This is a genomic window from Paenibacillus sp. J22P169 (assembly GCF_059691995.1).
Window position 1 is genome coordinate 3,003,617 of record NZ_JCAUAO010000001.1, and the last position, 25,301, is coordinate 3,028,917.

General features: G+C 41.5%; 26 protein-coding genes. 8 read left to right on the forward strand and 18 right to left on the reverse strand.

Annotated elements, in window-relative coordinates; genetic code table 11:
* Positions 1-7: 7 nt before the first annotated feature.
* From AC58QG_RS13720 to AC58QG_RS13735, 4 genes are all read right to left on the reverse strand, one after another.
* A complete protein-coding gene (locus AC58QG_RS13720) occupies positions 8-838 on the reverse strand; it encodes a GNAT family N-acetyltransferase (protein WP_497362574.1) in 831 nt (276 codons plus the stop codon).
* Between the two features lie 22 nt (positions 839-860).
* A complete protein-coding gene (locus tag AC58QG_RS13725) occupies positions 861-1,442 on the reverse strand; it encodes a GNAT family N-acetyltransferase (protein WP_497362575.1) in 582 nt (193 codons plus the stop codon).
* A gap of 27 nt (positions 1,443-1,469) precedes the next feature.
* Positions 1,470-2,327, reverse strand: coding sequence for a GNAT family N-acetyltransferase (locus AC58QG_RS13730; RefSeq protein WP_497362576.1), 858 nt, complete (start codon positions 2,325-2,327; stop codon positions 1,470-1,472).
* A gap of 217 nt (positions 2,328-2,544) precedes the next feature.
* Positions 2,545-3,837, reverse strand: coding sequence for a histidine--tRNA ligase (locus AC58QG_RS13735; protein ID WP_497362577.1), 1,293 nt, complete (start codon positions 3,835-3,837; stop codon positions 2,545-2,547).
* 325 nt (positions 3,838-4,162) lie between these two features.
* On the opposite strand from AC58QG_RS13735, the gene AC58QG_RS13740 reads away from it, so the two are divergent.
* The 4 genes from AC58QG_RS13740 to AC58QG_RS13755 all read left to right on the forward strand — a co-directional run bounded on the left by AC58QG_RS13740 (position 4,163) and on the right by AC58QG_RS13755 (position 6,859).
* Complete coding sequence (locus AC58QG_RS13740) at positions 4,163-4,501, forward strand: L,D-transpeptidase (protein WP_497362578.1); 339 nt, start codon at positions 4,163-4,165, stop codon at positions 4,499-4,501.
* 149 nt (positions 4,502-4,650) lie between these two features.
* Complete coding sequence (locus AC58QG_RS13745; protein ID WP_497362579.1) at positions 4,651-5,424, forward strand: CPBP family intramembrane glutamic endopeptidase; 774 nt, start codon at positions 4,651-4,653, stop codon at positions 5,422-5,424.
* A 226-nt stretch (positions 5,425-5,650) separates the two neighbouring features.
* Positions 5,651-6,229, forward strand: coding sequence for a hypothetical protein (locus AC58QG_RS13750; protein ID WP_497362580.1), 579 nt, complete (start codon positions 5,651-5,653; stop codon positions 6,227-6,229).
* 255 nt (positions 6,230-6,484) lie between these two features.
* Positions 6,485-6,859, forward strand: a complete 375-nt coding sequence (locus tag AC58QG_RS13755) for a hypothetical protein (RefSeq protein WP_497362581.1) — start codon at positions 6,485-6,487, stop codon at positions 6,857-6,859.
* Between the two features lie 729 nt (positions 6,860-7,588).
* Here the strand turns inward: AC58QG_RS13755 and AC58QG_RS13760 are convergent.
* Positions 7,589-8,062, reverse strand: coding sequence for a DUF2975 domain-containing protein (locus AC58QG_RS13760; RefSeq protein ID WP_497362582.1), 474 nt, complete (start codon positions 8,060-8,062; stop codon positions 7,589-7,591).
* Positions 8,063-8,451: 389 nt separating this feature from the next.
* Complete coding sequence (locus AC58QG_RS13765; protein ID WP_497362583.1) at positions 8,452-9,360, reverse strand: serine hydrolase domain-containing protein; 909 nt, start codon at positions 9,358-9,360, stop codon at positions 8,452-8,454.
* Between the two features lie 125 nt (positions 9,361-9,485).
* Between AC58QG_RS13765 and AC58QG_RS13770 the strand changes: the two genes are divergently transcribed.
* Positions 9,486-9,995 carry a tetratricopeptide repeat protein gene (locus tag AC58QG_RS13770; protein ID WP_497362584.1) on the forward strand — a complete coding sequence of 170 codons (510 nt, stop codon included), beginning with the start codon at positions 9,486-9,488 and terminating at the stop codon, positions 9,993-9,995.
* Positions 9,996-10,123: 128 nt separating this feature from the next.
* Here the strand turns inward: AC58QG_RS13770 and AC58QG_RS13775 are convergent, their stop codons facing one another.
* Positions 10,124-10,498: a nuclear transport factor 2 family protein gene (locus AC58QG_RS13775; protein WP_497362585.1), complete on the reverse strand. Its 375-nt coding sequence runs from the start codon at positions 10,496-10,498 to the stop codon at positions 10,124-10,126.
* Positions 10,499-10,741: 243 nt separating this feature from the next.
* On the opposite strand from AC58QG_RS13775, the gene AC58QG_RS13780 reads away from it, so the two are divergent.
* Together AC58QG_RS13780 and AC58QG_RS13785 are read left to right on the forward strand one after the other, a co-directional pair.
* A complete protein-coding gene (locus tag AC58QG_RS13780) occupies positions 10,742-11,428 on the forward strand; it encodes a Dph6-related ATP pyrophosphatase (RefSeq protein WP_497362586.1) in 687 nt (228 codons plus the stop codon).
* Between the two features lie 34 nt (positions 11,429-11,462).
* The gene (locus tag AC58QG_RS13785; protein WP_497362587.1) at positions 11,463-12,116 is read left to right on the forward strand and encodes a lysoplasmalogenase; all 654 of its coding nucleotides are present in this window, start codon (positions 11,463-11,465) and stop codon (positions 12,114-12,116) included.
* Positions 12,117-12,185: 69 nt separating this feature from the next.
* Here AC58QG_RS13785 and AC58QG_RS13790 read toward each other — a convergent pair whose 3' ends face one another.
* Both AC58QG_RS13790 and AC58QG_RS13795 read right to left on the reverse strand, forming a co-directional pair.
* Complete coding sequence (locus tag AC58QG_RS13790) at positions 12,186-12,620, reverse strand: NUDIX hydrolase (protein WP_497362588.1); 435 nt, start codon at positions 12,618-12,620, stop codon at positions 12,186-12,188.
* A gap of 170 nt (positions 12,621-12,790) precedes the next feature.
* Positions 12,791-13,291 (reverse strand): hypothetical protein, encoded by a 501-nt coding sequence (locus AC58QG_RS13795; protein WP_497362589.1) that lies wholly within the window; start codon positions 13,289-13,291, stop codon positions 12,791-12,793.
* Positions 13,292-13,481: 190 nt separating this feature from the next.
* Here AC58QG_RS13795 and AC58QG_RS13800 point away from each other — a divergent pair, with 190 nt between their 5' ends.
* Positions 13,482-14,486 (forward strand): methyltransferase, encoded by a 1,005-nt coding sequence (locus AC58QG_RS13800; RefSeq protein ID WP_497362590.1) that lies wholly within the window; start codon positions 13,482-13,484, stop codon positions 14,484-14,486.
* 71 nt (positions 14,487-14,557) lie between these two features.
* Here the strand turns inward: AC58QG_RS13800 and AC58QG_RS13805 are convergent, their stop codons facing one another.
* From AC58QG_RS13805 to AC58QG_RS13845, 9 genes are all read right to left on the reverse strand, one after another.
* Complete coding sequence (locus tag AC58QG_RS13805; protein WP_497362591.1) at positions 14,558-15,127, reverse strand: GNAT family N-acetyltransferase; 570 nt, start codon at positions 15,125-15,127, stop codon at positions 14,558-14,560.
* A gap of 33 nt (positions 15,128-15,160) precedes the next feature.
* On the reverse strand, positions 15,161-15,427 hold the full coding sequence (locus tag AC58QG_RS13810; RefSeq protein ID WP_497362592.1) for a hypothetical protein: 267 nt from the start codon (positions 15,425-15,427) through the stop codon (positions 15,161-15,163).
* A 287-nt stretch (positions 15,428-15,714) separates the two neighbouring features.
* Positions 15,715-16,686 carry a bile acid:sodium symporter family protein gene (locus AC58QG_RS13815; RefSeq protein ID WP_497362593.1) on the reverse strand — a complete coding sequence of 324 codons (972 nt, stop codon included), beginning with the start codon at positions 16,684-16,686 and terminating at the stop codon, positions 15,715-15,717.
* A gap of 22 nt (positions 16,687-16,708) precedes the next feature.
* Positions 16,709-17,815: a glycoside hydrolase family 88/105 protein gene (locus tag AC58QG_RS13820; protein WP_497362594.1), complete on the reverse strand. Its 1,107-nt coding sequence runs from the start codon at positions 17,813-17,815 to the stop codon at positions 16,709-16,711.
* Between the two features lie 24 nt (positions 17,816-17,839).
* Positions 17,840-20,053, reverse strand: coding sequence for a helix-turn-helix domain-containing protein (locus AC58QG_RS13825; RefSeq protein WP_497362595.1), 2,214 nt, complete (start codon positions 20,051-20,053; stop codon positions 17,840-17,842).
* A 98-nt stretch (positions 20,054-20,151) separates the two neighbouring features.
* Positions 20,152-21,321, reverse strand: coding sequence for a mandelate racemase/muconate lactonizing enzyme family protein (locus tag AC58QG_RS13830; protein WP_497362596.1), 1,170 nt, complete (start codon positions 21,319-21,321; stop codon positions 20,152-20,154).
* Positions 21,318-22,229, reverse strand: coding sequence for a dihydrodipicolinate synthase family protein (locus AC58QG_RS13835; protein ID WP_497362854.1), 912 nt, complete (start codon positions 22,227-22,229; stop codon positions 21,318-21,320). Before AC58QG_RS13835 ends, AC58QG_RS13830 begins: the two co-directional genes overlap by 4 nt.
* A 35-nt stretch (positions 22,230-22,264) precedes the next feature.
* Entirely contained in the window at positions 22,265-23,731 is a 1,467-nt protein-coding gene (locus tag AC58QG_RS13840; protein WP_497362597.1) for an aldehyde dehydrogenase family protein, read from the reverse strand.
* Between the two features lie 41 nt (positions 23,732-23,772).
* The gene (locus tag AC58QG_RS13845; protein ID WP_497362598.1) at positions 23,773-25,290 is read right to left on the reverse strand and encodes an extracellular solute-binding protein; all 1,518 of its coding nucleotides are present in this window, start codon (positions 25,288-25,290) and stop codon (positions 23,773-23,775) included.
* Positions 25,291-25,301: the final 11 nt, after the last annotated feature.

Below are 25,301 nucleotides of genomic sequence, written 5' to 3' on the forward strand. Positions count from 1 at the left end.
AAATTACTTATTTCGGTACCGCTCTCCATAAAGATTTCGTGTAAGCAGTTCGCAATCCTATACGCTCCATATTAGCCTTACTTATTGACCCAAAACTAGCTTGACTTACTACTAGATCACAGTCAAGTTGTGCTGCTTCATTTATTCGGGTAGTCAATAACGCAGACTGACATCCCCTTCCCTGAAACTCTGGCAACGTTGCCGCGGCAGCAAGTGAGCCTACACGATCTTGAACAAACAGAACTGCAATAGCTGCAGGTGTGCCATTATAGCTAGCCATATAGAAATGCCACCCCGTTTTGTTATAAAGAATATGATTGTTTTTAGCAACAGCAGGTGCTAGAAATTCAGGCATTTTGAAGGCTTTTGTGTAAATTTCACCGAATATATTAAATTCATTTTCGTTAAGTTTCCGTACTGTCAATCTATCATTTAATTCCCATGTATGCTCTCTAGCCTCTGCAATACCGTATAGGGAAGAATGGAAACCATATTGATAGAATCCTCGTTCAGCCAGTTTTATCAATAGTTCTGGATTAGCATCAAATGGCGTAATATCAAATCTGCAAGTGGTGTTATAGGAACGATAGAATTTTAATATGTCATCTAGGAAATCAATAGCAGAACTATCTACTCCCCTAACAGAATTGAAATAAGGATCCGGAATACCTTTAACAATAAAGGCTTTAGCGTTGCCAAAATTCTCAATGTGTACTTCCTGCGGATTCCCTTCTAGATGACTAATCGCGGATAAACGTGAATGAAGAGTATTGGTTTCGGACGTCTCCACTCTTCTTGCTGTTGAATTTGTAAATGGCGTAATATTGATCTCCCCCAATCATTTATTTCTTATATCTTCTTTACTTCTTATTGAGTTTGTAATGGTTATATGTCACGTCTTCAATTTCAATAATATCTAGAAAAACGAAGTCACATTTTTGAATGACTCTATTCGATGATATGTTACGTATCAGAGCAATCGCGTTAAGTTCATCTACATTCGTGTTCTCAAACAGATACTTGACTAAGCCTTTTACCGCTTGAGTGGTATAACCTTTATTTTTGTGCTTATTTGATATCCCAAACATAATCTCTCTGTTAGGGGACGGTAATTCTTCTTTTAATCCCGTACAACACCAACCAATAAACTCACCCGTGTCCTTAGATATAATGCCTAAACGCAGACGGAGTTGCTTCACATTGCCGCCTCTCGATACTTCCTCTAAAAACTGTTTATTTTCAACTGTTTCGTAATTCACTAGCCAATCCAACCGCTGTTCCTTAGGAACACTCCATCCTGGCAAGAATTCTATTATCTCTGGTTGCATGGATATCGCGTATAATTCGTCCAAATCCTCCACTCTGTACTCTCTTAAAATGATATCCTTACACTCAATCGTAAAAGCATTGTCTGTGGAGCCATAGTGTGTATCTGGGTTCATGTTCACCCACCCTTTGTGGTCTGTTAACTAATTAATACGCAATGCCAATAGTTCCAGTTTAACAGGGAAGCTATAACCCATTGACTCTAACAAAAGCTTGCGTTCCTCATCTAGTTCATTTACCAACGTCTCAACATTCATTCGACCATTTTTAAGGTGATATTCAAAAGCCTTAGTAATCAGAAACTCAGCAATTCCTTTGTTATGCCAACGTGGAATTACGAATAACCTTTCGACAGCACCCGTTTGCCAACACATAACACTACCAATAAGCTCATCGCCTTCAAATGCCGAAATCGTGTGCAATTCTGGACCACCCATCATCCATTCCAGCATATTGACGCTTCTATATACAACACCTTGATAATATTGATTTTCAACTTCAGTGTATTTAACTCGTTCTTCTCTCGCTGCCATTGGATAATGACGGACATCAACACCAATGGGCATTTTGACTTCCGGAATAGATTTATCGAGCGATCGCTTTGCAAAATAATACGTTTGAAACGAGGAAAAACCTTGCTCACCGAAAAATTCTCGATCGCCATCAAACTCATCCCAAGCAACCAATTTCGTCTTCTTGAAGGGATTACGAATCGCATGAAAAATGTCAACAAAGGAAGGATACAAAGCAATTCTTACTTCAGAAATACGCTTTGAGCCTAATTCATTTACATGCATCACAATTTCCATGATGTCGTGATCATCAGCTAATCCTTGACGTAAATATCCCACCGCGATTAAATTTCCGTCCTCATTGATTACGCAGCTCATCTTCTGATGCTCAAAGTCTTTGTTGTATTTAAATAGCACCCATGCCTTATGGCTTAACTTCATTACACTATCCTCTAGTTCTGAATTATACGGCCGAACTTCCAGTGACATCCAAATAATCTCCTCTTTAAAGTATATATTTAGTTTCCTTTTTTAACCAATTATACTTCATATCTTAGATACAGAATCAATCCTTAACAAGATCATTTTCAACTATAATTAATTTTACTGACATTAGTTGAACTTACCTTCCCGATTGTTGAGCTTATGACTGATAAATGCCGAAAAGCGATGGATCTGCTCCATCGCTTCCCTCTTGTTCTCTGTTTTAGCTTTTTATCTTAGCGTTTGTGGAAATGAAGTCAATGACTTCCTGAATGCTCAGCACTAACTCCGTCTGTTCGTCCATGTCTTTCAAACGTAGTTTTTCAAGTTTCGCTTCATTTTCACCGATTAGAATCACATATCGGATTCCCTTAGATGAGGCTGTAGCTAGTGATTTCCTTAACTTTCGTCCACTTGTGTCTGTACTTGTACGAAAACCACCTGCCCGCAGTTTCGCTGCTGTTTTAAGCACCTCTGTAACCGTTTCACCAATAGGAATGACAACGACTAAAGCGCCTGGTATGTGTACTGGGCGATTTTCAAGCATCTCCATGATTGATTCCATTCCAAAAGAAATTCCTACTGTTGGATATTGAATATCCTCTCTACCGATAAGCTGTCCAATTATGGCATCATAACGACCACCGCCGCCTAAGCTTGAAGTAAAAGAGCCAGAGGCATCGAAGATCTCGTAAACTGTTCCTGTGTAAAACGATAACCCACGTGACAAATAGGGATCAAACTTACATATTTGCTCTAATCCTAGGTTTTGAATGATATTTTGAAGGGACTGGACTTCTAGCGCGCCGGGGTTTTCTTGGATTCCATATTTTCTTGATACAATTTCAAACGTTGGGTTATCCAATTCAATTAAATCCTTTATTGCACGGGTTACTTCAGCATCTAGCCCTTTGCTAATGAGCTCTTCTATTACCCCATCAATTCCGATTTTCCCAGTTTTGTCGAGTGTCAACACAACAGATTGCTTTTCATCGGATGGCACGCCAATTGATTCAAGAACTTCACCCAAAAAACGTCTATTGTTCCATCTAAGCGTAATCGGAATTTCCAGCCTTTTGAAAACCTCAACTGCTAACTGCATTAACTCAGCCTCTGCCTCAGGTCCCGCAATGCCAACGACATCAACATCGCACTGTAAAAATTCACGTAGACGACCTCTTTTTACTGGTCCATCCCGAAAAACCTTTCCAATTTCGTACCTCTTGTATGGAAGTTCAATACTTGGATTTAATGCGATCACTTTTGCAAAAGGAATAGTGAGGTCATATCGAAGTCCAAGATTTCGCTTACCTTGATCCGTTAATTGGTACATTTCTTTCAGTATTTCATCGCCGCCTGCATACTTGGATGTCAATAGTTCGAGTTCGCTCAATATAGTGGAATCCATCCCATCGAAATCATACAGTTCAAATACCTCTTGAAGTATGGTTTGAACTTTTTTTCTGAACGATTGTTCCTTTCCGAAGAAATCATAGGTACCTTTTACATTTTGCATAATCATCTTTCCCTTCGTTTTAGATAAAATAAAAAACGCGCCGGACCTCTTGGTCCTGCGCGTTCAATATGCCGCAGGGAGGCCAACGCGAAAAGCGTTAGCCCACCCTGAATTTTTTACAGGTGTGCTAACGCCTTTTGTGATGATGAAGTTGATTCAACATGATTCTGCTCATGGATTTCAATCCCCTTCGACACTTGAATACAAAGATTATAACGGATCACTTCTACTCACGCAAGAACGATTTCCATATCATAACCCTACCAAAATGTCATATCACTTCCGAAACTAGGCATGCATAGAATAGTGCTTAGGAGGAGACAAAATGCCCAACTATCGAATTATCGTCGATTTGTCCGACCGTAATCTGTATGTGCTTGATGGAAATACAGTTATAAGGCAATTCCCAGTTGGAATCGGTAAAATGGTTACGAAGACACCGAAAGGCGAATATACGATTATAAATAAACAAGCCAACCCCGGAGGTCCTTTCGGAGCCTTCTGGTTGGGCCTATCTAAACCCCATTACGGCATCCACGGAACAAACGATCCTTCTTCGATCGGAAGGGAAGTCAGTCACGGTTGTATCCGAATGTACAACGAGGATGTCCTGCAGCTTTCTTTGCTCGTCCCCGTCCATACTAGGGTTACGATTCGGCCTTAAAATTACCATCTAAAAGGCCTTTCCATTTATCGCAATGAGCTATGCGTAATACAAGCTTGCTGTATAATTAAATATTTTAAATATTCCTTTTTTATCCATTTATCGATATAATGGGATTTGTTTACATTTGGATGAAAGAGGTGTATGGCATGCATATTAAGTCTGACCAACCTTACAAGGGTCGGCCAGTTCTATTCTCACTCTTCCTCGGCATTGTGCTGACCTTATTGGTTTCTGTAGCATCAGCTGTAGCCACCGTTCAAGGCTTGGGAGATACGGGAATGATGGTTGCCCAAGGATGTGCATTCTTCGTCATGGCGATCGCTGTTACAATGTATATGCGAAGGAAAGGCAGCACGATGTCCGTCTATGGCTTCAAGCGGCTGGCAAGAGAGGACAATAAAGCCGCGCTGTACTATGTTCCGCTCGGTATCATTGTCTTCGTTCAGCCTGTGATTGGTGGATTAAATAATGAACTGTCCTTAGGTAAGGTTGTCTTGATTGTCCTTTTTTCACTTGTGGTCGGGTATACCGAGGAGTCTGTCTTCCGAGGGATAATTTGGGAAAAGTTGAGGGATAAAGGTTCTCTGTTTTACATCCTGTTTTCCTCCATTTTTTTTGGTATCCTACATATGGCCAACGCCCTAAATGGTCGGGACTGGTTGTCGATTTTACTTCAGATAATAAACGCGTTTCTTATCGGACTCATTTTAGCCTTGCTGATTGAAATGACAGCTCGCATTCTCCCGTTAATCATTTTTCATTTTATGTTCGATGCAATGGCCCAGTTGACGAACTCAACAATAACTGATAACGAAGTTTTTGTTGTTTCTGTGCTGAATATCTGTTACTTGCTCTATGGCACTTATTTAGCTGTCATGTTAACACGCAGACGCAAAACGAACATTCAAATTTCTGCCTGAGTCTTATTCAGTTGTAAAAAAAAATGCAGTCCCTGCTGACGTAGTCAACTTGGAATGCGTTTTTTTGCTTTTAAATGAGGGCGACTTCAGTTAGTTGAACGAGCAGTACATTAATTTGGTAACAAGATAACATTTGTCCAAACCTTACGGTTAAGGATCTCATATTTTGTTGTATTCATCCCATCATCTCTATCAAGTGATGAGAAAAACAAGGAGGGCAAATCATATGCAGCTTAACAAAAAAGCTGTCGTAAAAAAGCAGACGGACAACGTTCAGACTCAACCCATTACCGTGAAGGGACTGCGCATCATATCCCGTCGTATACTACCTCTTTATGAACGCATAGCAAACGACCCTCTGTATGCGATGCGACTGATAAACGCCATGAAGACATTTAATTTAGATCGAACCACAAGAGTGATCCAGCAGGTGCTGCCAGGCGCAGGGGCCTCTATTGGTGCCGGCTTCAGTGCAAGCTACAGTCTCAGGATCACAAAAAATACGAAGGTTTATTTGGACACTGGTATCTTTTGTCCGGGGCAACTACTAAGTATACAATCTGAGGATATCCGTAGAGTAAGCCTAGTCATGCTGCAGCTGCTGCGAAAACTTGCCAACGATCGAATATTTGCAGCACAGTTCATCAGGCTCGTGAGAACGAGAAAACAGGCTGAGCTACTGCGGTTGGTCAATAACGTCAATTCGAAGCTTATTGTTTCCACCACTATCAGCATATATGGCCCTTTATTTGTTGTCCGCTTGTCTAACGGAAAGCGCTATAACCTTTCCTTTGAGCAGTCTTGATGAGAAAGATTCTTCAAATCTTGGTATAGTGCTAGTAAGAAACACAAGAATCCTGCCTTGAACTGAGAAGGCTGCCGATGGTTTACGCTCGGCAGCCTTCTATTCAACTATCGTTTTCCAGAGAGCCCGCGACCACCTGTGGCTCTTTTCAATTTGTGCACAAATGCCCACTCCATAGCATATGTTGGAAGCAATGTATGATCAGTTCACTCGGAGGAGTATCGTCCAAACTTAAATTTCAAAGGAGATAATCATATGTGGAATAGCTTCCCATCATATCCCGATAACAGACAAGGGCTTTCAAACATTTTACAATGTATGAATAAATGGGTGACCATCCAATTAGAAGATGGGACTAGTTTGCAAGTATACGTGACCTCTGCCGATTTCAACTATGCAACAGGATTTTTAACCCGCCTATCTTATAATTCATTAGTTTGCAACGGGACTCCCATTCAAAATTCACAACAGGCAGAGGCTTGCAAGGGTCAATGGGGCCAGCTTGTTCTTCCCAATCATATTTCGCTCTCGTTTTATTTGACACATTATGATGATCAAATGGTCGGGGGCAGTTTCCAATCGAATCAGCTTCTCGGACTATCAAACCGTGTCACTTCAGTTAAATGTTGAATAGAAGCAGGTCTCATGAGATGAACTAACGTTCTGCATTAGTTCAATGATCGCCTCAAATATTTCAGTGTATTAGCGGGATAGCAACGATTTATAAAGTTTAATGACGCTCAAATGCATACCCTCATGGTATAAATTGAAGCTGAGGAATTGTTCCGGCGTTTCCAGGGTCATCCCAGCAGACGTAGTATAAGGCGGAACAATCTTTTCCTGCAAGCGATGCTCCAAAACTTTACGTACCCGCTCTTGTTGTTCTTTTAGCAGAATCTCTAGCTCTTGCAAGGTTGGTACGGGAATGGAATCTGGTTTGTTTGTATGACTCCCACCTTCATTTTTAGAGTTTGGCTTCTTACAAATGCCATCTGCTTAAATAAATAGTGTTCCATCGTCCTCACTCCCACTCTGTCCATTTAGCGATAATTTACCACATTTTACCTCCATGGACTACAGAATTTTTAAAACTAACCTGCCGCTAGTTGAGAAAAGGCAACCGATCATATTGCCGGCTGCCTTCTTATATATTTATTCAGCTATCGTTTTTCTTTAGATTAATTTAGTTTTCCGTTCCTCTCTATTTTAAAGAGGGAAAAGGCGGTTCATTGAGCTATCGTCCTCGTAGTTAAATAAATTAGTTGTGTCTGTTTTTAATGAGTGTCTTCGTCGCTTTTGTACTCCAAAAATTACCTGGCTGACAATTCAAAGTCTTACATATCGGTTAATATTCATTTTTCACTTTATTTCTGGGGCATTTTTTAATGGCTTTTGAAGTGCGTCCACAATGGCTGCGACGATACTTGTTGCTAAAATAGCCATTAGACATAATGATGTAGGACCCGCTGCATCATCACTAGCTGTAACTTTAGCAAGCACTCTCAAGCTCACGATTCCTACCAAAATGAGGAGAATGACTGTAAAAGCACATTTCTTTATAATCTTCAAAGATTTAAAAGATAATTCAGAGAAAGCATTGTTCTTTTCGATGTAGGTTAATAGTTTAAATGCTTGATACAACGCAACAGAAAACGCAATACAAAATCCGTAAGCACATACTAAAAAGGGGATTAGGAAGTAAGCCGTATCTGGATGTACCCTTGCATCTCTAGCGGCAATCACAGGCAACCAGATACACAAAGCAAGCACTGCAATTCCAGCCAATAAAATAATTACCTTTAAAAAAGTGGTTGAACCTCGTTTAACATCCATTTAAAACACCTCACTTATTTAATGACAACATGATTCTAGCATATGTTTTATCGTTTTACAATAAATTTGTATTGTTTTTATTATATTATTATTGTTGTTGAAATATCCTTTTAATTTAAACAAAAATAAAAAGCATTTCTCCTTACAAAGAAATGCTCCCGTTAACGCGGAGAAGGCTAGCTTACGAATCTTATCTATTTATCAATACCTGAACACTTCGACCTTCTGTGTTTCGACCTACTAAGAATCCATCAATAAATCTGATCGTCCAAATATCTAAGTTCTGATCATATGCAATGTCTTTAACCTCTTTGATTTTATAATTTCGTAATATATCCATTGATATCTGGTCCAATTAGACGCAGAAATCCGTGCAATTTTTTCAACATTTATTGGGATAAGCACTGTAGTAGCAAGCTATTAAATGCAACTTGATCGTCTTTGTAATCACTAGTATATTTGTTCAACATTCGAATACCAATCGCATTATGTTGAGGTAGTACTACGCAGTGACATCCTGCTGCACCTGTAGCATAGTACATATCTTTTTGATGATACCACCCGAGTATACGCTTGGATTGATGCTGTGCTTTTAATTCCTCAGTAAGGCTAAACAAACTATTGGAAATAATCTGAGTATCACTAATGCTTCCTTTATTTAGATGTAGATATCCCCAAGTGGCCAAATCTCTCGTACTTGAATACAGATTCCGTTCATGACCATCAGATGATTCAAGCCTAACAAGCGCGAAGGTGTCCGAGGAAGTGTAATCGCATACTAAAAATCGATGTGGGATGCTTGCCCAAACCGTCCCCTTCATTACCAAGGGATTAAAGACTTTTTCATGGAGGTACTCGGATATAACTTTCCCAGTCAGTGCTCTTACCACAAAGCCTTGTATACCTTCCCGTTCGATCCTTTGTTCGCCATAATACTTAGGTCCAGTCGCAGTTGCAAGATCACTCAACGTCAAATGTCCTAACTCACTCTCTCCCAATTCATTGATTATCTCATGAACATGAGTGGTGAACGGAATGTTTTTTTCTAAGGCAGCCATCGCCATTGCTAAGCAAACATAAGTTTTTCTTGTTGAATAAATATTAAATAAAGATTGCTCTGAAACGGAAAGGGCTCCCTTTTTGTGATGATGGAATCCATGATACTGTTCCAATACAATCCTGTCATTTTGTATGACCATTACCGATGCCGCAGATGCTCCAAAGCTATTTTTCACCTCTTGTACATAGGAAGTAAGCGGTTCAAACTTTTCATTTTCAAACTGAACAGGAAATTCCACCCAAATATCACCCCTTATATAATCACCGAGAATAAACGTTCGGCATCTCGTTAACTCAATGAGCACCAGCTTATGTTAAGATGTTCTTAACTTAACAAACTACCAAACATAGGATTGGTGATCATATGACAATTGACGATTTGAGCAAATTGATAGAACTGCGCGAAGAAGGACGAGCCAAGCAAGATCAAGCGATCTTAAGCGAGGTTCGCGAGCACTTATTAGAACTATTGTCAAATTATCCGGATAATGCGGTGATCTACTACCAAACCGGAATCGCGCATGACAATTCTGGCATGGGACTTCAGGCTATTCCATTTTATGTGCGAGCACTTGAATTGGGCCTGTCTGGTCCTGATCTAGAAAGATGTCTAATGGGGCTAGGGAGTACATACCGCTACTGGGGGGACTACGAAAAAGCGGTGATGACATTGCGCAGAGGCATGAGGGAATTTCCGGAGAACAGGGCAATTCAAGTGTTTCTCGCCATGGCGCTGTACAATAGCCAAAACTACAAGGAAAGCGTCGAACTTTTGGTGAACAATCTAATGGAAACTACCTCTGACGAAAAGCTTCATTATTTTAAACGCGGGATATTGGCTTACAATGAAGACCTTGATGAAACTGCTGAATGAAAATTACCTTATGTATCAACTTTTCAATGGTATAACCAACCTCTAATCCGTTATTTCAGCAACAGGCAGTTCATTTGGAAGACTGCCTGTTCCTGTTCCTGTTCCTGTTGCATGTTCCAATTCCTACATCAGAACACACCATTCTCATTGGGAGAATTCTCCGGTATGGGCTGACCCACATCCCAGAATTCGACGATGAGGTCGTTATGGAAGCGGAAGATATGGACCACAACTCCTCCAGGGTCTTCTTGATTTTGTTTTACATGGGAGTGAACCGCAACAATATTACCCTCTTCGATGGCACGTTTGATCTCAAGTGTTTTCTGAGGATTCTTCGCGGCGTTCTCTTCCATTGCAAGCATAAGAGAATCAGCATCTCCGCGAAAAAAGGGATTATGGTGGCGGAAACCCGGACCAATGTATCTCCGGTATGCTTCGTATACTTCACCCGATGCCACCAGTTGCAAAAACGACACCGCTTTATCTTTGAGAGAAGTCTTCATTGCAATCAACCTTTCTTTATAAGGGTTGTCCTTGTTAAATAAATAATCTAACCAAATATTAAGCTACAAACTCTTATTTTGTGTAAACTAATTGTTAGCTAAATTATATCCCATTTCTGCCAGCAGCATTAATGAATTAATCAATAAGAAGAACAATTACACTACAATGACTGCCTCTGAAATCGTACATGAAAAACTCGTGATATAATTATCGGAGCTTATAAACAAAGGAGAGCGATAGGAATGGACAATATTGTAAACTGGAAAAATGGCGCTCACGGGCATAAATTTATAGCTTCTTTTAGCGGGGGAAAGGATAGCGTCCTGGCGCTGTATAAATCCATGAAGGTTGGGGAACCGATCGGACTCATCGTCATGCTGGAGGAAGAAGGGAAACGTTCCAGATCCCATGGAATGCCTCCGGAGCTTATCCGCGCTCAAGCTGAATCTATCGGCTTGCCCGTTTATACTGCTGCCGCAAGTTGGGATGACTATGAATACGTGTTTATGGGCCTTCTGGAACAAGCTAAACGTCAAGGTGCAGAAGTGTTAGTCACAGGTGACTTGGATATGCCTGTTGATGGCTGCTGGCATGACAAGGTTACCCAAAATGCCGGCTTAAAGCTTGGAATGCCTCTATGGAGAATGGACCATGTTGAAGCTGTAAAAGAATTTATAGATCTTGGATTTATATCCGTACTGGTCACTGTAAATTTATCATTAGGGATGCGGGAAGAAGATCTTGGACGAACGCTAACTCACGACTATGTAAAGGAACTGCAAGCTCGTGGTATTGACCCGTGTGGAGAAGGTGGCGAATTCCATACAACAGTAATCGATGGCCCCATCTTCAATCATCGAATTCCTGTTCGTAAAGATACCATTGTTAAGAACGGAGATTATGCCTTTTTACCTCTGGAGCTCTATTAAAGAGCTATTTCTAAATGAAAGAGAGAGATGTACGATGAAACGGTGGTTACCGATTGCTATACTGATCACGAGCGCGCTTTACATTCTTGAAATTCGACCTGAGCATCAAGCATTCAAATTCTTTTTCAAATTAATTCCGATGTGGCTCATTTTGTATTACGCTTACTCGCATATGCCTCCTGTCAAAAAAAACGTTCATTGGTTGATGTTAACCGGCTTATTCTTCGGCATGTTGGGCGATGGACTCATTATGTATTGGTTCGTTCTTGGGCTTGCTGCTTTTCTGATCGGTCACTTGTTTTATACCGCTGGTTTCCTCGTCCAATGGCGTTTCTCTTGGTTACGCTTTTCCTCGATCGTACCTATCGCCATTTATTCCTTCATAATGGGCAGAGAGCTGGTGATCTCGCTCATGGATCAAAATAACACTGGACTAGTGGTACCTGTCTTATTTTACATTATCGTTATCTCTCTAATGGGCTGGTCTGCGATTATGTCTGGTAATAGACGGGCGATTATCGGCAGTCTCCTATTCTTAATTTCCGATTCCATTCTGTCCTGGGACCTGTTCGTCTCCCCAATTTCCTCTGCGGATATCCTGATCATGACTTCCTATTACAGCGCCCAGTTCATTATCGCTCGGAGCACAGCTCTTCCTGAAAAAAGAGAAATGAAAGTGCACCCCTGAGTGGGAGCACTTTTTTTCATTAATCTGAAACTCCAAATTATTTCTGCGGTCGAAAAACGCGATAATCGTTTAATTCATATCTGTTAGTAATTCAGTTAAGCCATTAGGATAAAGAATCCTCTCTCCAAGTTCAAATTCAATAATTGGTACCCACTTGGCATAGGTGGTTTTCTCTCCTTCAATGACTCTAAATTGTTCTATCTCGTAAAGCTTTGGATCAATGAAATCAACGAAAAAAATTTGTGTAATTTCATGTCCTATATTCTCATCAATTTTAAAAATGTTCTCTATACATTTGACATAACATTTGATCGATATTTGAATACCTAGTTCTTCTTTGAATTCTCTTATTAGAGTCTCTTGAGAATATTCCCCAAGTTCGATTGTTCCACCTATTGGCCTATAGTAGATGCCCATACCTTTGGAATGTTTTCCAGTTTGTTCTTCAACAAGAATTGTTTTGTTCCGAGATACAATTCCTAATACATTGGCCCGTGGATACAAGACTCTCCCTCCCTTAACTCTCTACACTTTTTCAATTAATTTTACCACAATTTAGGTGATAAAACTTAGTGTTACTAAACAGAGGAGAGATCTAAAAGCGTTAACACAATTGATTCATTGCTCAATAATACAAAAGCAGCAAACCCAGGATCAGATTTGCTGCTACTTCATCAAATCGAAAAGTTTTTCATCAATGGCATGATAAAAGAAATTACTCCCATCCCCAGCTTAAAAAAGCTGCCTATGTTACCAAAGAAACCCCCAGCACCAGCAGTGCCTGCAGCAGAACCTTTTCCAAGACCACCTAGTAATCCGCTTGAGCCTCCTCCCAAAAATCCCCCAGGACTCCCACCGCCAAAAAGACCAAGCATGCTTCCAAGTCCGCCTCCACCAAGTAAGCCTCCCAAACCTCCTAAACTGGATATTTGCGCTTTGCCTTTGGCTTTATTTCGGGGGAGCCTTCGATTCCCCTTAAAACCTTGAAGAATGACTTTGTCACCATGTATTTCGTTTAGAACTCCGTAATACACAGAACCGTTCTTGAGCACTACACAAACCGGTGATCCTAAAATGCCTTTAACTTGTGCGGAGATAGAGGGCGATGATGCAGGAATGGCTTTTTGTCCGTTCACGCGTCCGCTTTTCTTTTTTCGCTGCTGAATAGTTTTCATTCCCGGCTCACTCATCCTTTTAATGAAATAATACTTCTTGTCATCTTATGTTGTTTCGTCATGTTTGGACTATGCTCTCTTAAAGATGTGTGATAATTAAATTGATGACTATCTCGCCGATCAAACGTTCTACGTTTTAAGAGATGCGAATAAATTTGATCTTACATATATCAAATAAAGGAGAGATCGAATGGCAGGCGAATCGAAGCAGTTATACCAATTGATTTTTGGAGGATGGATTCAACAATCCATTTCCGTTGCCGCGAAGTTGGGCATTCCGGACTTGTTAAAAGATTCGCCTAAAGGCCTTGAAGAACTCGCTATAGAAACAAAAACGCATGCACCTACGCTATATCGTCTATTGCGAGCGCTTTCAAGCACTGGGATATTCAAAGAGTTGGACGATATGTGCTTTGAAAATGGTCCGCTTGGTGTACTCCTACAAACTGAAATTAAAGGTTCTGCAAGAGGCATAGCCATTATGGTAGGAGAAGAATGGGATAGAAATTCATGGAGTAACCTTCTACATGCCGTTCAAACCGGGGAACCCGCCTTCCGGAAAACGTATGGCATCCCCTTCTTCGATTACTTATCGGAGAACCAAGAAGCTGGAGAAATTTTTAATAATGCGATGTCAGGTTTTTCTAAAGTAATTGGTCCTATGTTGGAAGTTTACGACTTTTCTCCATTCAACAAGATTATTGATATCGGTGGTGGACATGGCCGATTGATGGAAGCCATATTGCTCAAACATCCTCATGTTACAGGTGCAATTTATGATCTTCCCGCTGTCATTGAAGGAACAAAACCATTTATTCAGCGTGTAGGGCTTGATAATCGTTGTGAATGTATCGCTGGGAGTTTCTTTGATTCTGTTCCTATTGGCGCAGATGCTTACATTTTAAGAAGTATTATTCATGACTGGAGCGATGAAGAGTCCCTCAAGATCCTGCAAAATTGCAGACAAGGAATACTTGATCATGGAAAAATTATATTAATTGAAAATGTCATTCAAACAGATAGCGCATCTGATCCCTTTCTTAATTTTGTAGATTTGGAAATGGCTGTGCTCTTAACTGGAAAGGAGCGTACGGAAGCAGAGTTTAGTGATCTATTCGAAAAAGCTGGATTTAAATTATCGAAAATAGTCCCTACGCCAATGAATAATTTTATTATTGAAGGGATCCCCGTATAAGGCTCACGATAAAAGAAACAGCGGCAGCCCGAACTCAAAAATAAAGTTTTGACTGCCGCTGCATTATGCAATTATCCTTCGTTGTTAAAAGACACATTAAGCTTTTCAAACTCATCTTTTGTTTGTCCAAATACATACTCGTCGTAATGCTTACCCTTTGTAAAAATCATTTCTCTGAGTATCCCTTCTTGGACGAATCCAAGATGCTCCTGCAAAGCGTATGAGCCATCATTGAAGGCATAAACATAAGCGTTCACCTTACGGTACCGTAATTCCTCAAAGTAATAACGAAGCAAGATCCTTATAGCCTCGGAAGCATAACCTCTTCGCCAATAGTTACGAAAGATAGCTACACCGTATTTAAAGGTGCCATTACGTGTGTCACAACTGCTTGCCGTTATGCTGCCAACAAGAATTCCATCAAGTGTTTCAATTGCAAGAAATACATGATCACCTTCGGATGCCTTAGAGGCTGTGCGTTCCGCCCAAGCTTTTGTTCCATCTTCAGACCTAGGAAAATATAGGGAATCGCATAGTCTTGCCCCCTCCGAATCCTGGTCATTTTCATGGAATTCTTTCCAATCTGATGGTATCACAGGGCGTAATCTGACTTTTGAACCTGACCAAATATTCACGACCATTCTAATTCCCCTTATTTTGTTGACCTATAGTTATTAAATTTTAGATAGTATAATTGAAACAATGATGCCAGCGACAGGAATCCAAAACAGAAATGATTTTAATAGTCTTACCAACCGATTGTTTTGCGTACCCAACATTTTTTTGTGGTCGTGATTCATTTGTAAATCTGTTAAAGCACCTGTGGCATTGGAAATATTGTTATAACTAGACATACCTCCACTACCCAAGAAAAATATCAAGACGGTTATTACCAAAAAGATTAACGAACCCATAAACAGATAATCAGAAGCAGCTTGCATTTGCCATCACACTCCTTTTGTCTATTATAGCATTTTTTACCACTCTCGCTATCTCTGCAGTTTTTCCATTCTTGTAAACAAAAAACACGAAACCCTATCATTCACTTCAAATGGGTCAATACAGGAAAATGGAAGCCCAATGTTAGCACATAGATAATAAAAAGTAAGCCCCTGCATAGTTGCATGAGCCTCTTACCAAACCGTACGTGAGGGTCATCACATACGAGTTCAGCAATTCTCCTATTTACACATCGACATATAACTGGAAACAAAAACGCTACTTCCTCTTAGATAGTTTTTTGTGATACAGGCTTCAATTTTATGGAATCGGGGGATTTACATAATAATTGCCCGAACAAGGAAGCGAGCAGTTGTTGAAAAAGCATACACATAATAACAGGCATTGCGACGGGTGGCGGAAAAAACGAAATAGCCAGCACCGCACCAGCGCTATTATTTCTCATCCCGCTATTAAACACCATGGTAACCATGATATCTCGATCCCAATTTAGCCATCTGGCGATCAGCCAACCAATGACATAGCCAGATGAAGCCATCACGACAATCACACAAGCTGTCAGGACCAACTTACTGTCAATTTTAGTGAAATAAGGTGCTACAGCAGCGCTGTTAATTGCAATGGTGAAAGCCAATCCTATTTTGGAGAAAGGCGATAAGGGGCGTCCCAGTTTCTCCTTCACCTTTCCTTGCGAAAGTTGATTGAGCAGCATACCCAATAATGACGGAAGGACGATCATGAAGAAAAGGCCTTTCATCATACCAATCACATCCATCTTCACTTGTACGCCGAGAAATGCCTCCATCGTAAAGGGCACGAGAAACGGCGATAATAGTGTATCAATCAAAATAACCGACAACGTTAGTGCAATATTTCCCTTATAAATGGAAACCCACATGAAACTTACGACACCAGTAGGAATGACTACCATTAGAATTAGCCCTGTTCTCAGATAAACATCATCATGAAAAAACACATTGCCGATGATCCATGCAACAGCAGGCATCAACACATGCAGAGCAATCATCGAGACGAAAATTGGGAACGGCTGTATTAATACTCTTTTTAAATCTTTAAAGTTCATACTTAAGCTGCCTGTAAATGTCATAAAACCGAAAATCCATGGTACTAAGTAAGTAAAGGACTTTAACCATACTGTCAAAATAATTCCTAGAATAACACTCGTAGGAGTAATCAGCGGAAGCCATTTCTCCAGGCTCTTGTTTAATTTTTGCAGCATTCGTTTCTCTCCCAACAAGACTTTACTGCTCTAATAGCTTAACCTCGCTATAGGCCATAAGCAGTGGCGCTACACCATGTCCATTATTACTCACGATAACTTCGTTCTCCGTATAGTACTTAAATGTCCCATCACGTACCTTGCCCGTATCAGGGTTAGTACCGAGTCCTGCACTTTTGCAGATCCCGCCAAGCAGCACTTCTCCATTCTCCTCACGGAGATATTGCCGAACAGTGCCATCAAATGCAGACTTCCCTCGCTCGGCGTATTCTTTAGCCAGATAGCCAAGACGCGTACCTTTCAACATCGCATAAGCTAGCATTAAGGTTCCGCTAGACTCCAAGTAATTCCCTGGTCGATCCCCCTTATCAACGATCTGATACCACATGCCCTCGCTATGCTGGTATGGCAGCATACCTTCTAGCGTTTCTTGCAAAATCACTTTTAGCGGTTCGCTATCAGTAGGTTCATCTTCCAGAAGCTCAAGCACGTCCACCAAGGCCATCACAAACCAGCCCACAGCCCGTCCCCAGACATTCGGAGACATACCCGTCGTTTTGTCGCACCAAAACATGGTTCTGCTCTCGTCGTACGCATGGTAGTATAAGCGATTCTCTTCATTAAAAATAAACTTTTTGACGTTTAAAAATTGATTTATTGTATCGGAATAGTCCTTATTTTCCTCAAACTGCTTGATATAACGCACATAAAACGGTTGCCCCATGTAAAGTCCATCCAACCAAATTTGGTTTGGATAATTTTCTTTATGCCAGAAACTTCCTGACTCTGTTCTTGGGTAGGTTTTCAATTGTTCATAGATCAAATCTAGCACTCTCTTATATTTGGGATCGTTCTCTCTTTTGTATAAGTCAAAAAGAATAGTCGCTGGTCTAATTTGATCAATACTATAATAACACACATCAATAGCCGGGATGCTGCCACTCTCATCATAAAGTCGGTCAATATAACTTTTGACGAACTGGTAATAGTCTTCTTGGCCCGATTGCTTAAAACTGTCCATATACGATTTGAGAATGCAATTTTCAATATAATGCCATCTCAAAGAAAACCAAGTTCCTTCACTTTTCATATATTGATTTCTCATTTGATCCAACAGTTGATAATTCATATGAACCCCCTTATGATGATTAGCTTACGTCTCACGATATTGACCAGGTGTCATCCCTGTAAGCTTTCGAAATGTCCGGATAAAACCAGTGGAATTAGCATAATTAAGTCGCTCGGCTATTTCCGAAATCTTCATATCTGTCTCTTTCAGCCATTTCTTCGCCATGTTAACCCGATAGTTGGTTAAGTAATCAATAAAAGTAACGCCTGTCTCCTTCTTAAAAACACGACTTACATAAACAGGATGATATTTAAGCTGCGCGGCACACGATTCAAGCGTTATATCATGCTCATACCCTTCGTGGATCATTACAACCATTTGATGCGCGAGATTAATATATTGCGAATCTGCGCGTCCTTTAAAGAAGGCGAGTGCAGGTGGCAGCAAATCCGTCTTAAACCAAGACGTAATTTCTTGTACTGTGTTCAGCTTCATAAAAGAATGGAGCACCGATTTCGTACCGATTATGCCTTCCAACGTACCGCCTTGCTGCTGGATAAACTTATGAATCTGGTTGATCAGTTGGACCATCAAAAATTGATAATCATTAAATCGGATATCTCTTTCCATAATGGATTCAATGTAATGATCAAAATGTTCAAAAGTAGACTTTGCATCACCCGTTTTTAATGCATTTACGAAATAATCTTCTACGTAATTCATGGTAGCAGATAATTGCATGCTATTCTCATGGGCCGTTTCGATATCTTCATAATGTATGATGATATCATCCCCAAGACGAATCCTTCTCTTCAGCGCTTCCAAAGCCTCTGCATGAGCATTCATGGCATCCGTATACCGGGAAAACACGCGACTGATACCGATGCTGACTTTCAATTGAAGCAGCTCATGAACCTTTGATTTTATTTCCTCTGCTGCCTGATGAAAACTCAATTGCAGTACTTGTGGATCTTCCACATCCCCAGTAAGCAGGGAAACTTGAGATTGATCCAGCAACAGCGAACCCAGCAGCCGATTAGCTGGCAATAGTTCACTGACAATGTTATGGATAGCAAAGAGCAGCAGCTCTTTATCAGTTTCCATGTATCTCGTATCCTGCAGGGAATCGATTTGCAGCGCAATCACACCCATGAGCTTCCCTTTTTCAGCAAAGCCATAAGCTTCGCACTTGAAAGCAAATTCGCTTTCCGTAACTTGGCCCATGAACAGCTTCAATAAGAAAAACTCTTTCATCTGTCCCTTTTGACCTTGAAGCTGTTGTTGAAACTGTTTTCCGGTATGAAATAAAGCAGTAAACCTATCCTCAATATAAGCAAATTCATCTTTCCTGCGAGATTCTGCGGTTTCGCCTCCGAATTGCTCCATCCGCTGAAACAAACGACGGATAGGTGAATACATCTGTCTGCTCCCGTAGAATGCGGCGGCTGCGATAACGATAAAGACAATAAGGCAAATATTAATTGTAACGAGTGCAATCTTCTTGGATTCCATCGTCACTTGATCAATGGAAACGACGGAAGCATAAATCCAATTTGTAGAAGAAACTCTATAACTCACTGCCGAATCTTTTCCTTCATAATATCCGTTCATTTCTGACACCGTTTTCAAAGGCTCCAAGATTGAATCAGAAATTGCGACTGCGCCCGCATTACTCAAGAACGGTTTGTGCTCCCGGTTCAATACGTAAATATCTCCCAACTGCTTCGTTTGTGCTAACCCTTTTTCCAACTCCTTCTTTGACATTTCTATGATCAACAACGCCTTTGGAGCTGCCAACGGAGCAATCATTGGCAGCTTTACAACCATCCGAATCCCATAATCATCTGCTATCCAGAATAAATTTTTGGGGTTCTTTTCGTAATCTTTCAAAAGTTTTTTATCCGAAAAGTCCTCTGTTCCCGTAAAACCTAAATTGCTGATCATCCAATCCTTTTCCAGATTAATGAGATGGGTGTCAGCCACTCCCGATAAAGAGTGCAAATTATATAAACCTTTGGCAAGGCTTGTAATCGTTTGGAAATCATCCTGTGTCAAAGCATTGTAGAGATTATCCGTTACCAACGGTGAACTTAAATATTGCACAGCGCCCATTTCTACATTTTTCAGTACTTGCTCAATTCTCATCTGGTTCTGCAGCAAAATTTGAGCATTGCTTTCTTTAACCTTTTTCTCTATATCCTGGGAGGAAATATGATAGGAAATCATTCCGATTGTAATGACTGGAATGGCTACCAGCAACATGGCAAATAGGATCATGCGATATAAATAGGTGGGCAATTTAATTCCTCACTTCTGTTTACTTTCGTATCAATGACCCTTATTATATCAAAACCAGCCGTCCGGTGTTAATTTGCGGACGGCTGCTGCTTGTATGATTACTTCTTGGTTTGCGAGGTGCGGTCCTGAAGTTGATGAACGGAAACGTTCCCCCAGCTTAAATCTTCTACGCGATATTTGTTAATTTGATCCCAGTCAAGCTCCATACCTAGACCAGGTAAGTCGCGACCTGGAACAAGTAGGTATCCGTTCTCGTATTGAACTGGATTCTTAACGATATCGCCAATATACAATTCAGGTCCTGTCGGGTCTGATGTATAGTTCAAATTCACAAGTGAGCTTCCCAGATGTGCCATAGCAGCTGTACCTACAGACAGTTCCTGGGTTGTGCCAATCAAGCACGATTTCCCAGCGACTTCTGCCGCTGCCGCCGCTTTCCTAGCAGCGGTTATTCCACCGATAAAAATAGGAGAAATGTTAAAAATATCGATAGAATCATGCTTAATCATTTCGGATTGCTGACGGAAGCTCCACACGTGCTCGCTTACTGGGTATTCCGTGTTCATTCGGTAATGATGAAGTCCCTCGAAATCATTTTGAACAGCTGGACTCTCCACCATTTGGAAATCATATTGGGACAATCGCTTCGTGGCCTTCAACGCCGATTTCCAGTCCAGCAAATGGCTGAAGTCCAGCGATTTAATCGTCACTTTCGAACCAAATTCTTTTTTCACGCCATCCAAGAATGCCTCATCGGCATCCAGGTTTTTGCCAACATAAAGTCGGAATGTATCAAAGCCTTTACCAAGTCTCTCGCGAACAATCGCAAGATTTTCTTCTACCTCTTCCATGAAGCGATGTCTGAAGATCGGATAGCAGACTTTAATTTTCTCTTTGATTCTTCCACCAATAAATTCAGCCACGGAAATTCCAAGTGATTTCGCGCAAAGATCGTGTAACGCTGCATCAATCCCGTTGCGGATAAAGTTGCCCTTTTCATAATAAAACATCGTTTCTGGGAAATTGCTGAGCAGCTCCTTATTGAGCAGTGAGATATCAAATGGGCTTTGGCCTAATAGAATAGACTTGAGCACCACAGCCATGTCCTGAATGTCTAATGAATAGTGAGGAAGATGAGAAAAGTCCGACATTTCACCAATACCCGTTAATCCGTTATCCGCATCAATCTCCACGATGACATGTTTGCAAACAAAACCTGTATTACGCGGCATTGCAATAACCGTAAGTCTAAGATCTGAAATTTTCATGATGTTAGCAGCCCCCATGCTCTTAGTATGTTTGTTACTTCCTTCTTATCTAATTCATTCAAAGGATCAACAGGTTCGCGCGTGACACCTGCACGAAGTCCCAATTGTTCCATCGCTTCCTTCACAGCTACCACATTGTTACCGGCATTATATTTGGCACGCAAGTTCTCGAAAGGCAGAACATCTTCCCACAACCTCCATACGGTTGGCCAATCTTGATCGCGTAATGCTTGCAGCATCCCTTGCGAGATACCGGGATTTACATTGATTAAGCCTGATGTAAATCCCTTTGCGCCAGCATTGTAAAAGTAGGGCGCCCACTTTTCCGCCGTACCACAGATCCAGGCGATGTTATATGCTGCGCTTATCTTGCGCACAGTTTCGGTAAAACGAGGCAGATCGTTGATGGCATACTTCACACCCACGCATTTATCCAGCGGTGCTAGACTAACCAAAATATCGTCCGAAACATGAGCGTCTTTCAAATAAAGAATAGACGGAATATCCAGGCTTTCAATCACATTACGGTAATAGGACACCGCACCTGGCGTCGTGATGTAGGGATGAATGGGCTGATGGATCATAACGCAATCTGCACCAACCTGCCCGGCATGCTTACCGAGCTCTACCGCAGTTTCAACCGAATACCCGATTCCAGCCATGACAATGGCACGATGATTTACGATTTCTACGACACGTTTGGTCACTTCCTTTGCTTCTTCCAGCGTTAACGCATAGAATTCGCCCGTGTTTCCGCAAGGCACAATCACTTCAGTACCATTCGCCAGCAAGAACTCAATATTTGCTTCCAGCCCTTCCCAGTCAATGCGGCGCGACTCTTCTTCAAAAGGTGTAATATTGATAGCTGAAATCGTTTCCAGCCTTTTACTGAATGCAGCATAATCCATCTGGCTTCTCATATCCTTTCGTTTTTCTCCAACTACTACGGCGTAACCACGACGGTTTTGACCTGTGTGAAAAACTCGATTGCCGCTCTTCCTTGTTCACGAGAATACGAACTGGAAAGCTTCATACCGCCAAAAGGAGCCTGCGGTTCAACGCCAGCAGTTTCACCGTTCACCTTAATCAAACCTGCTTCAATCCGGTTTACAAAGTGGTGAATATGCTTTTGGTTTTGTGTAAAGACAGCTGCAGCCAATCCGTAACGAACGCTATTAGCCAGATTGATTGCATGATCGAGATCATCGGCCTCGTTAATCACTAAGACCGGACCGAAAATTTCCTCTTGAGCCAACGTAGATTGCGGGTCGACATTATCTAGAATCGTAGGCTCAATATAGTAGCCTTTGGCAAATTCACCTTCTGTCTTCGCTTTACCACCAGCAAGAACTTGTGCGCCTTCTCGGATTCCGATTTGGATAAAGTCCAGGATAGATTCGTATTGACGCTTGGACACAACAGGTCCAAGATAACAGTCGTTTTCTTGCGGATTAGACAGCTTAATGCGGTTCGCGCGTTCGATCAACAGAGAGGTCAATTGTTCCTTCACTGGCTTCTCGACAATGACACGACTAGTGGCAGTGCACTTCTGACCAGCAGACCGCATGGCAGCGCTAATGATGACATCGGCCGCTTTCTCCAGATCGGCGTCCGCAAGCACAATTGTCGCGTTCTTCCCTCCCATCTCCAATTGATATTTCGCATGACGGGACGATGCGGCTTGTGAAACTTGCTTGCCGACGGTATCCGAGCCCGTGAAAGAGATTCCTATTACATCAGGATGATCCAGAATGCGTTGTCCGACAACGGAGCCCGAGCCGCTAACAAGTTGGACGACACCTTTCGGCAGGCCGCTCTCTTCCAATAGCTGCATGAGCTTGGAAGCCGTAATGGTTGAATGTTCTGCAGGCTTCCATACGACTGTATTTCCGAATATTAAAGCTGGCGCCATCTTCCATACAGGAATGGCAACAGGAAAATTCCAAGGAGTAATAAGACCAACGACCCCAAGCGGTACCCGAGTCGTATATAAGTGGGATACCCCATCTGTGGATGGCAATACCTCGCCGATGCTACGAAGCCCTTCTCCAGCGTAATAGCGGAACAGCACGACAGCACGATTAACTTCACCTCTTGCCTCGCCGATCGGTTTACCCATCTCAGCAGTGAGAAGCTGTGCCAGCTCCTCAAGATGATCCTCAATCTTTTGCGCTGCTTTAAACAAATAATTTGCTCTTTGTGTTCCTGACAAGCTAGACCAATTCGGAAGCGCTTTCTTTGCACTCACAACGGCAAGGTCAACATCTTCCATGTTCAATTGAATGCTGCGTCCTACTAATAACTCCGTATTCAGGGGACTGTAATGATCTTTAGAAGAGCGGCTGCCGGGTTCTACCCAGCAGCCATTAATATAAGCGGTTTTTTCGATGACATTCACATTTGTAAGCATGTTCTCACTCCGTCTCTCAAGTTCTATATATATTGAACTCTCTACTTTTTCTGTTTAGCGTATTCTGCCGTATATTCAGCAATTACCTTCTCACCGCCGGCTTTCATCCATTTATCTAGTTCTGCCTGCCAGCCAGCATCGTCAATTTTACCCATAATGTATTTGGTTTGGGCGTCACGAATTAAGTTATCGAGCTCTACGCCTTTTTCAGTGTATGTCTTCGAATTGTACGTTAAAGCCACATTCGCAACGACACTTTTCAAGTTGTCTTCCGCTATTTTCGAACCTTTTGCTTGAAGCTCGTTTTGCTTCAACGGCAGACCTTTTCCAGCTGTCTCAAATGACGGCAGGCTGTCGCGGTATGGTTTAACTTCAAGATTGAACAATGTCAAATCTTTAATTTGGCCTTTGCCATCATCTGTTTTGTTAAAATGTTTACCTTCAATCCCTCTTGTCAGCAGTGTTGACATTTCAGCATCAAGCAGCTTATCGAAGAAGCCTAATAATCGTTTCAACTCTGCTTCCGTCTTCACGCTTGATTTAGGAAATAGGAAGAAACCGTTATTCCCAGACTCAGCAGGCACTTTAAGTCCGGAAGGACCTACAAAAGGCACGACATCTACAACCGCGCTTGGCGTTGATTTCGAAACATTATCAGAAGAAAGCGCAGCAGCTGTCGCTACCGTGTTAACACGGATGCCGACTTTACCCGCATTCCATTTATTATCGGAATCCGCTGTTTGCACGATAGAGAAGTCTTGATTAATTAATTTTTCCGAATACAATCTTCTCAACAGCTTCAATGAATCCATATAAGGCTTCGTCATAAATTCAGCTACGATTTTCCCGTTCTCCACGCCCCATTTGTTAGGTGCTCCATTCGGAACAGAAAGACGAGTCAAAAAGCTGCTGCTAAGAACCGGATCGTTATAGTTTTTATCTAGGAAGAATCCGTACGTATCCGCTTGACCGTTCTTATCTGGATCTTTTTCAGCTACGGTTTTGGCCATATTGTACCAATCATCCAGTGTAACTGGCGGTTTCAGTCCTAGGGTACCAAAGAAGTCTTTGCGGTAAATGATACCGGCACGTCCAATGTCACGATATAACGGCAGCCCGTACAGCTTGCCATCCACTTTAATGTTGTCGTAATACATCGGACTAAGCTCCGATAAATTTTTGTAATCCTTTAATAACGGACCAATTTCCCAGAACAAGCCGGACTGGATGGCATTTAGGGTCGAAGCGTTAGCTTTCACTTTAAAGGCTTTCGGCATTTCGCTAGAAGCAATCATGATGTTTTTCTTGTCTTCAAAAGCAGCATCTGGAATCCATTGGATATCGATTTTGGCATTTGTATATTTCTCTATCGCCTGCTCAATGTCGCTGCCCTTTTTAGGCGCTTCACCAACTTGCGGCGTAGCAATGGTCACCTCTAGCGGTGTGTTATCCATCGCTTTTTCATCTTTCTTAGGATCTGTGCTGTTTCCGCATCCTGCAAGTGTACCTGTTGTCAACGCGATGGAGCAAAGTAAAGCCATATACCCTTTTTTAATCATTCTTACCCCTC

Excerpts from the sequence above, each read along its gene's own strand:
- AC58QG_RS13755 (WP_497362581.1), top strand. The coding sequence starts at position 6,485 with ATGTGGAATAGCTTCCCATCATATCCCGATAACAGACAAGGGCTTTCA.
- AC58QG_RS13810 (WP_497362592.1), bottom strand. The coding sequence starts at position 15,427 with ATGCAAGCTGCTTCTGATTATCTGTTTATGGGTTCGTTAATCTTTTTG.
- AC58QG_RS13795 (WP_497362589.1), bottom strand. The coding sequence starts at position 13,291 with ATGAAAACTATTCAGCAGCGAAAAAAGAAAAGCGGACGCGTGAACGGA.
- AC58QG_RS13750 (WP_497362580.1), top strand. The coding sequence starts at position 5,651 with ATGCAGCTTAACAAAAAAGCTGTCGTAAAAAAGCAGACGGACAACGTT.
- AC58QG_RS13735 (WP_497362577.1), bottom strand. The coding sequence starts at position 3,837 with ATGCAAAATGTAAAAGGTACCTATGATTTCTTCGGAAAGGAACAATCG.
- AC58QG_RS13840 (WP_497362597.1), bottom strand. The coding sequence starts at position 23,731 with ATGCTTACAAATGTGAATGTCATCGAAAAAACCGCTTATATTAATGGC.
- AC58QG_RS13725 (WP_497362575.1), bottom strand. The coding sequence starts at position 1,442 with ATGAACCCAGATACACACTATGGCTCCACAGACAATGCTTTTACGATT.
- AC58QG_RS13815 (WP_497362593.1), bottom strand. The coding sequence starts at position 16,686 with ATGCTGCAAAAATTAAACAAGAGCCTGGAGAAATGGCTTCCGCTGATT.
- AC58QG_RS13730 (WP_497362576.1), bottom strand. The coding sequence starts at position 2,327 with ATGTCACTGGAAGTTCGGCCGTATAATTCAGAACTAGAGGATAGTGTA.
- AC58QG_RS13780 (WP_497362586.1), top strand. The coding sequence starts at position 10,742 with ATGGACAATATTGTAAACTGGAAAAATGGCGCTCACGGGCATAAATTT.
- AC58QG_RS13820 (WP_497362594.1), bottom strand. The coding sequence starts at position 17,815 with ATGAATTATCAACTGTTGGATCAAATGAGAAATCAATATATGAAAAGT.
- AC58QG_RS13835 (WP_497362854.1), bottom strand. The coding sequence starts at position 22,229 with ATGGATTATGCTGCATTCAGTAAAAGGCTGGAAACGATTTCAGCTATC.
- AC58QG_RS13830 (WP_497362596.1), bottom strand. The coding sequence starts at position 21,321 with ATGAAAATTTCAGATCTTAGACTTACGGTTATTGCAATGCCGCGTAAT.
- AC58QG_RS13775 (WP_497362585.1), bottom strand. The coding sequence starts at position 10,498 with ATGAAGACTTCTCTCAAAGATAAAGCGGTGTCGTTTTTGCAACTGGTG.
- AC58QG_RS13785 (WP_497362587.1), top strand. The coding sequence starts at position 11,463 with ATGAAACGGTGGTTACCGATTGCTATACTGATCACGAGCGCGCTTTAC.
- AC58QG_RS13845 (WP_497362598.1), bottom strand. The coding sequence starts at position 25,290 with ATGATTAAAAAAGGGTATATGGCTTTACTTTGCTCCATCGCGTTGACA.
- AC58QG_RS13760 (WP_497362582.1), bottom strand. The coding sequence starts at position 8,062 with ATGGATGTTAAACGAGGTTCAACCACTTTTTTAAAGGTAATTATTTTA.
- AC58QG_RS13805 (WP_497362591.1), bottom strand. The coding sequence starts at position 15,127 with ATGGTCGTGAATATTTGGTCAGGTTCAAAAGTCAGATTACGCCCTGTG.
- AC58QG_RS13800 (WP_497362590.1), top strand. The coding sequence starts at position 13,482 with ATGGCAGGCGAATCGAAGCAGTTATACCAATTGATTTTTGGAGGATGG.
- AC58QG_RS13770 (WP_497362584.1), top strand. The coding sequence starts at position 9,486 with ATGACAATTGACGATTTGAGCAAATTGATAGAACTGCGCGAAGAAGGA.
- AC58QG_RS13740 (WP_497362578.1), top strand. The coding sequence starts at position 4,163 with ATGCCCAACTATCGAATTATCGTCGATTTGTCCGACCGTAATCTGTAT.
- AC58QG_RS13745 (WP_497362579.1), top strand. The coding sequence starts at position 4,651 with ATGCATATTAAGTCTGACCAACCTTACAAGGGTCGGCCAGTTCTATTC.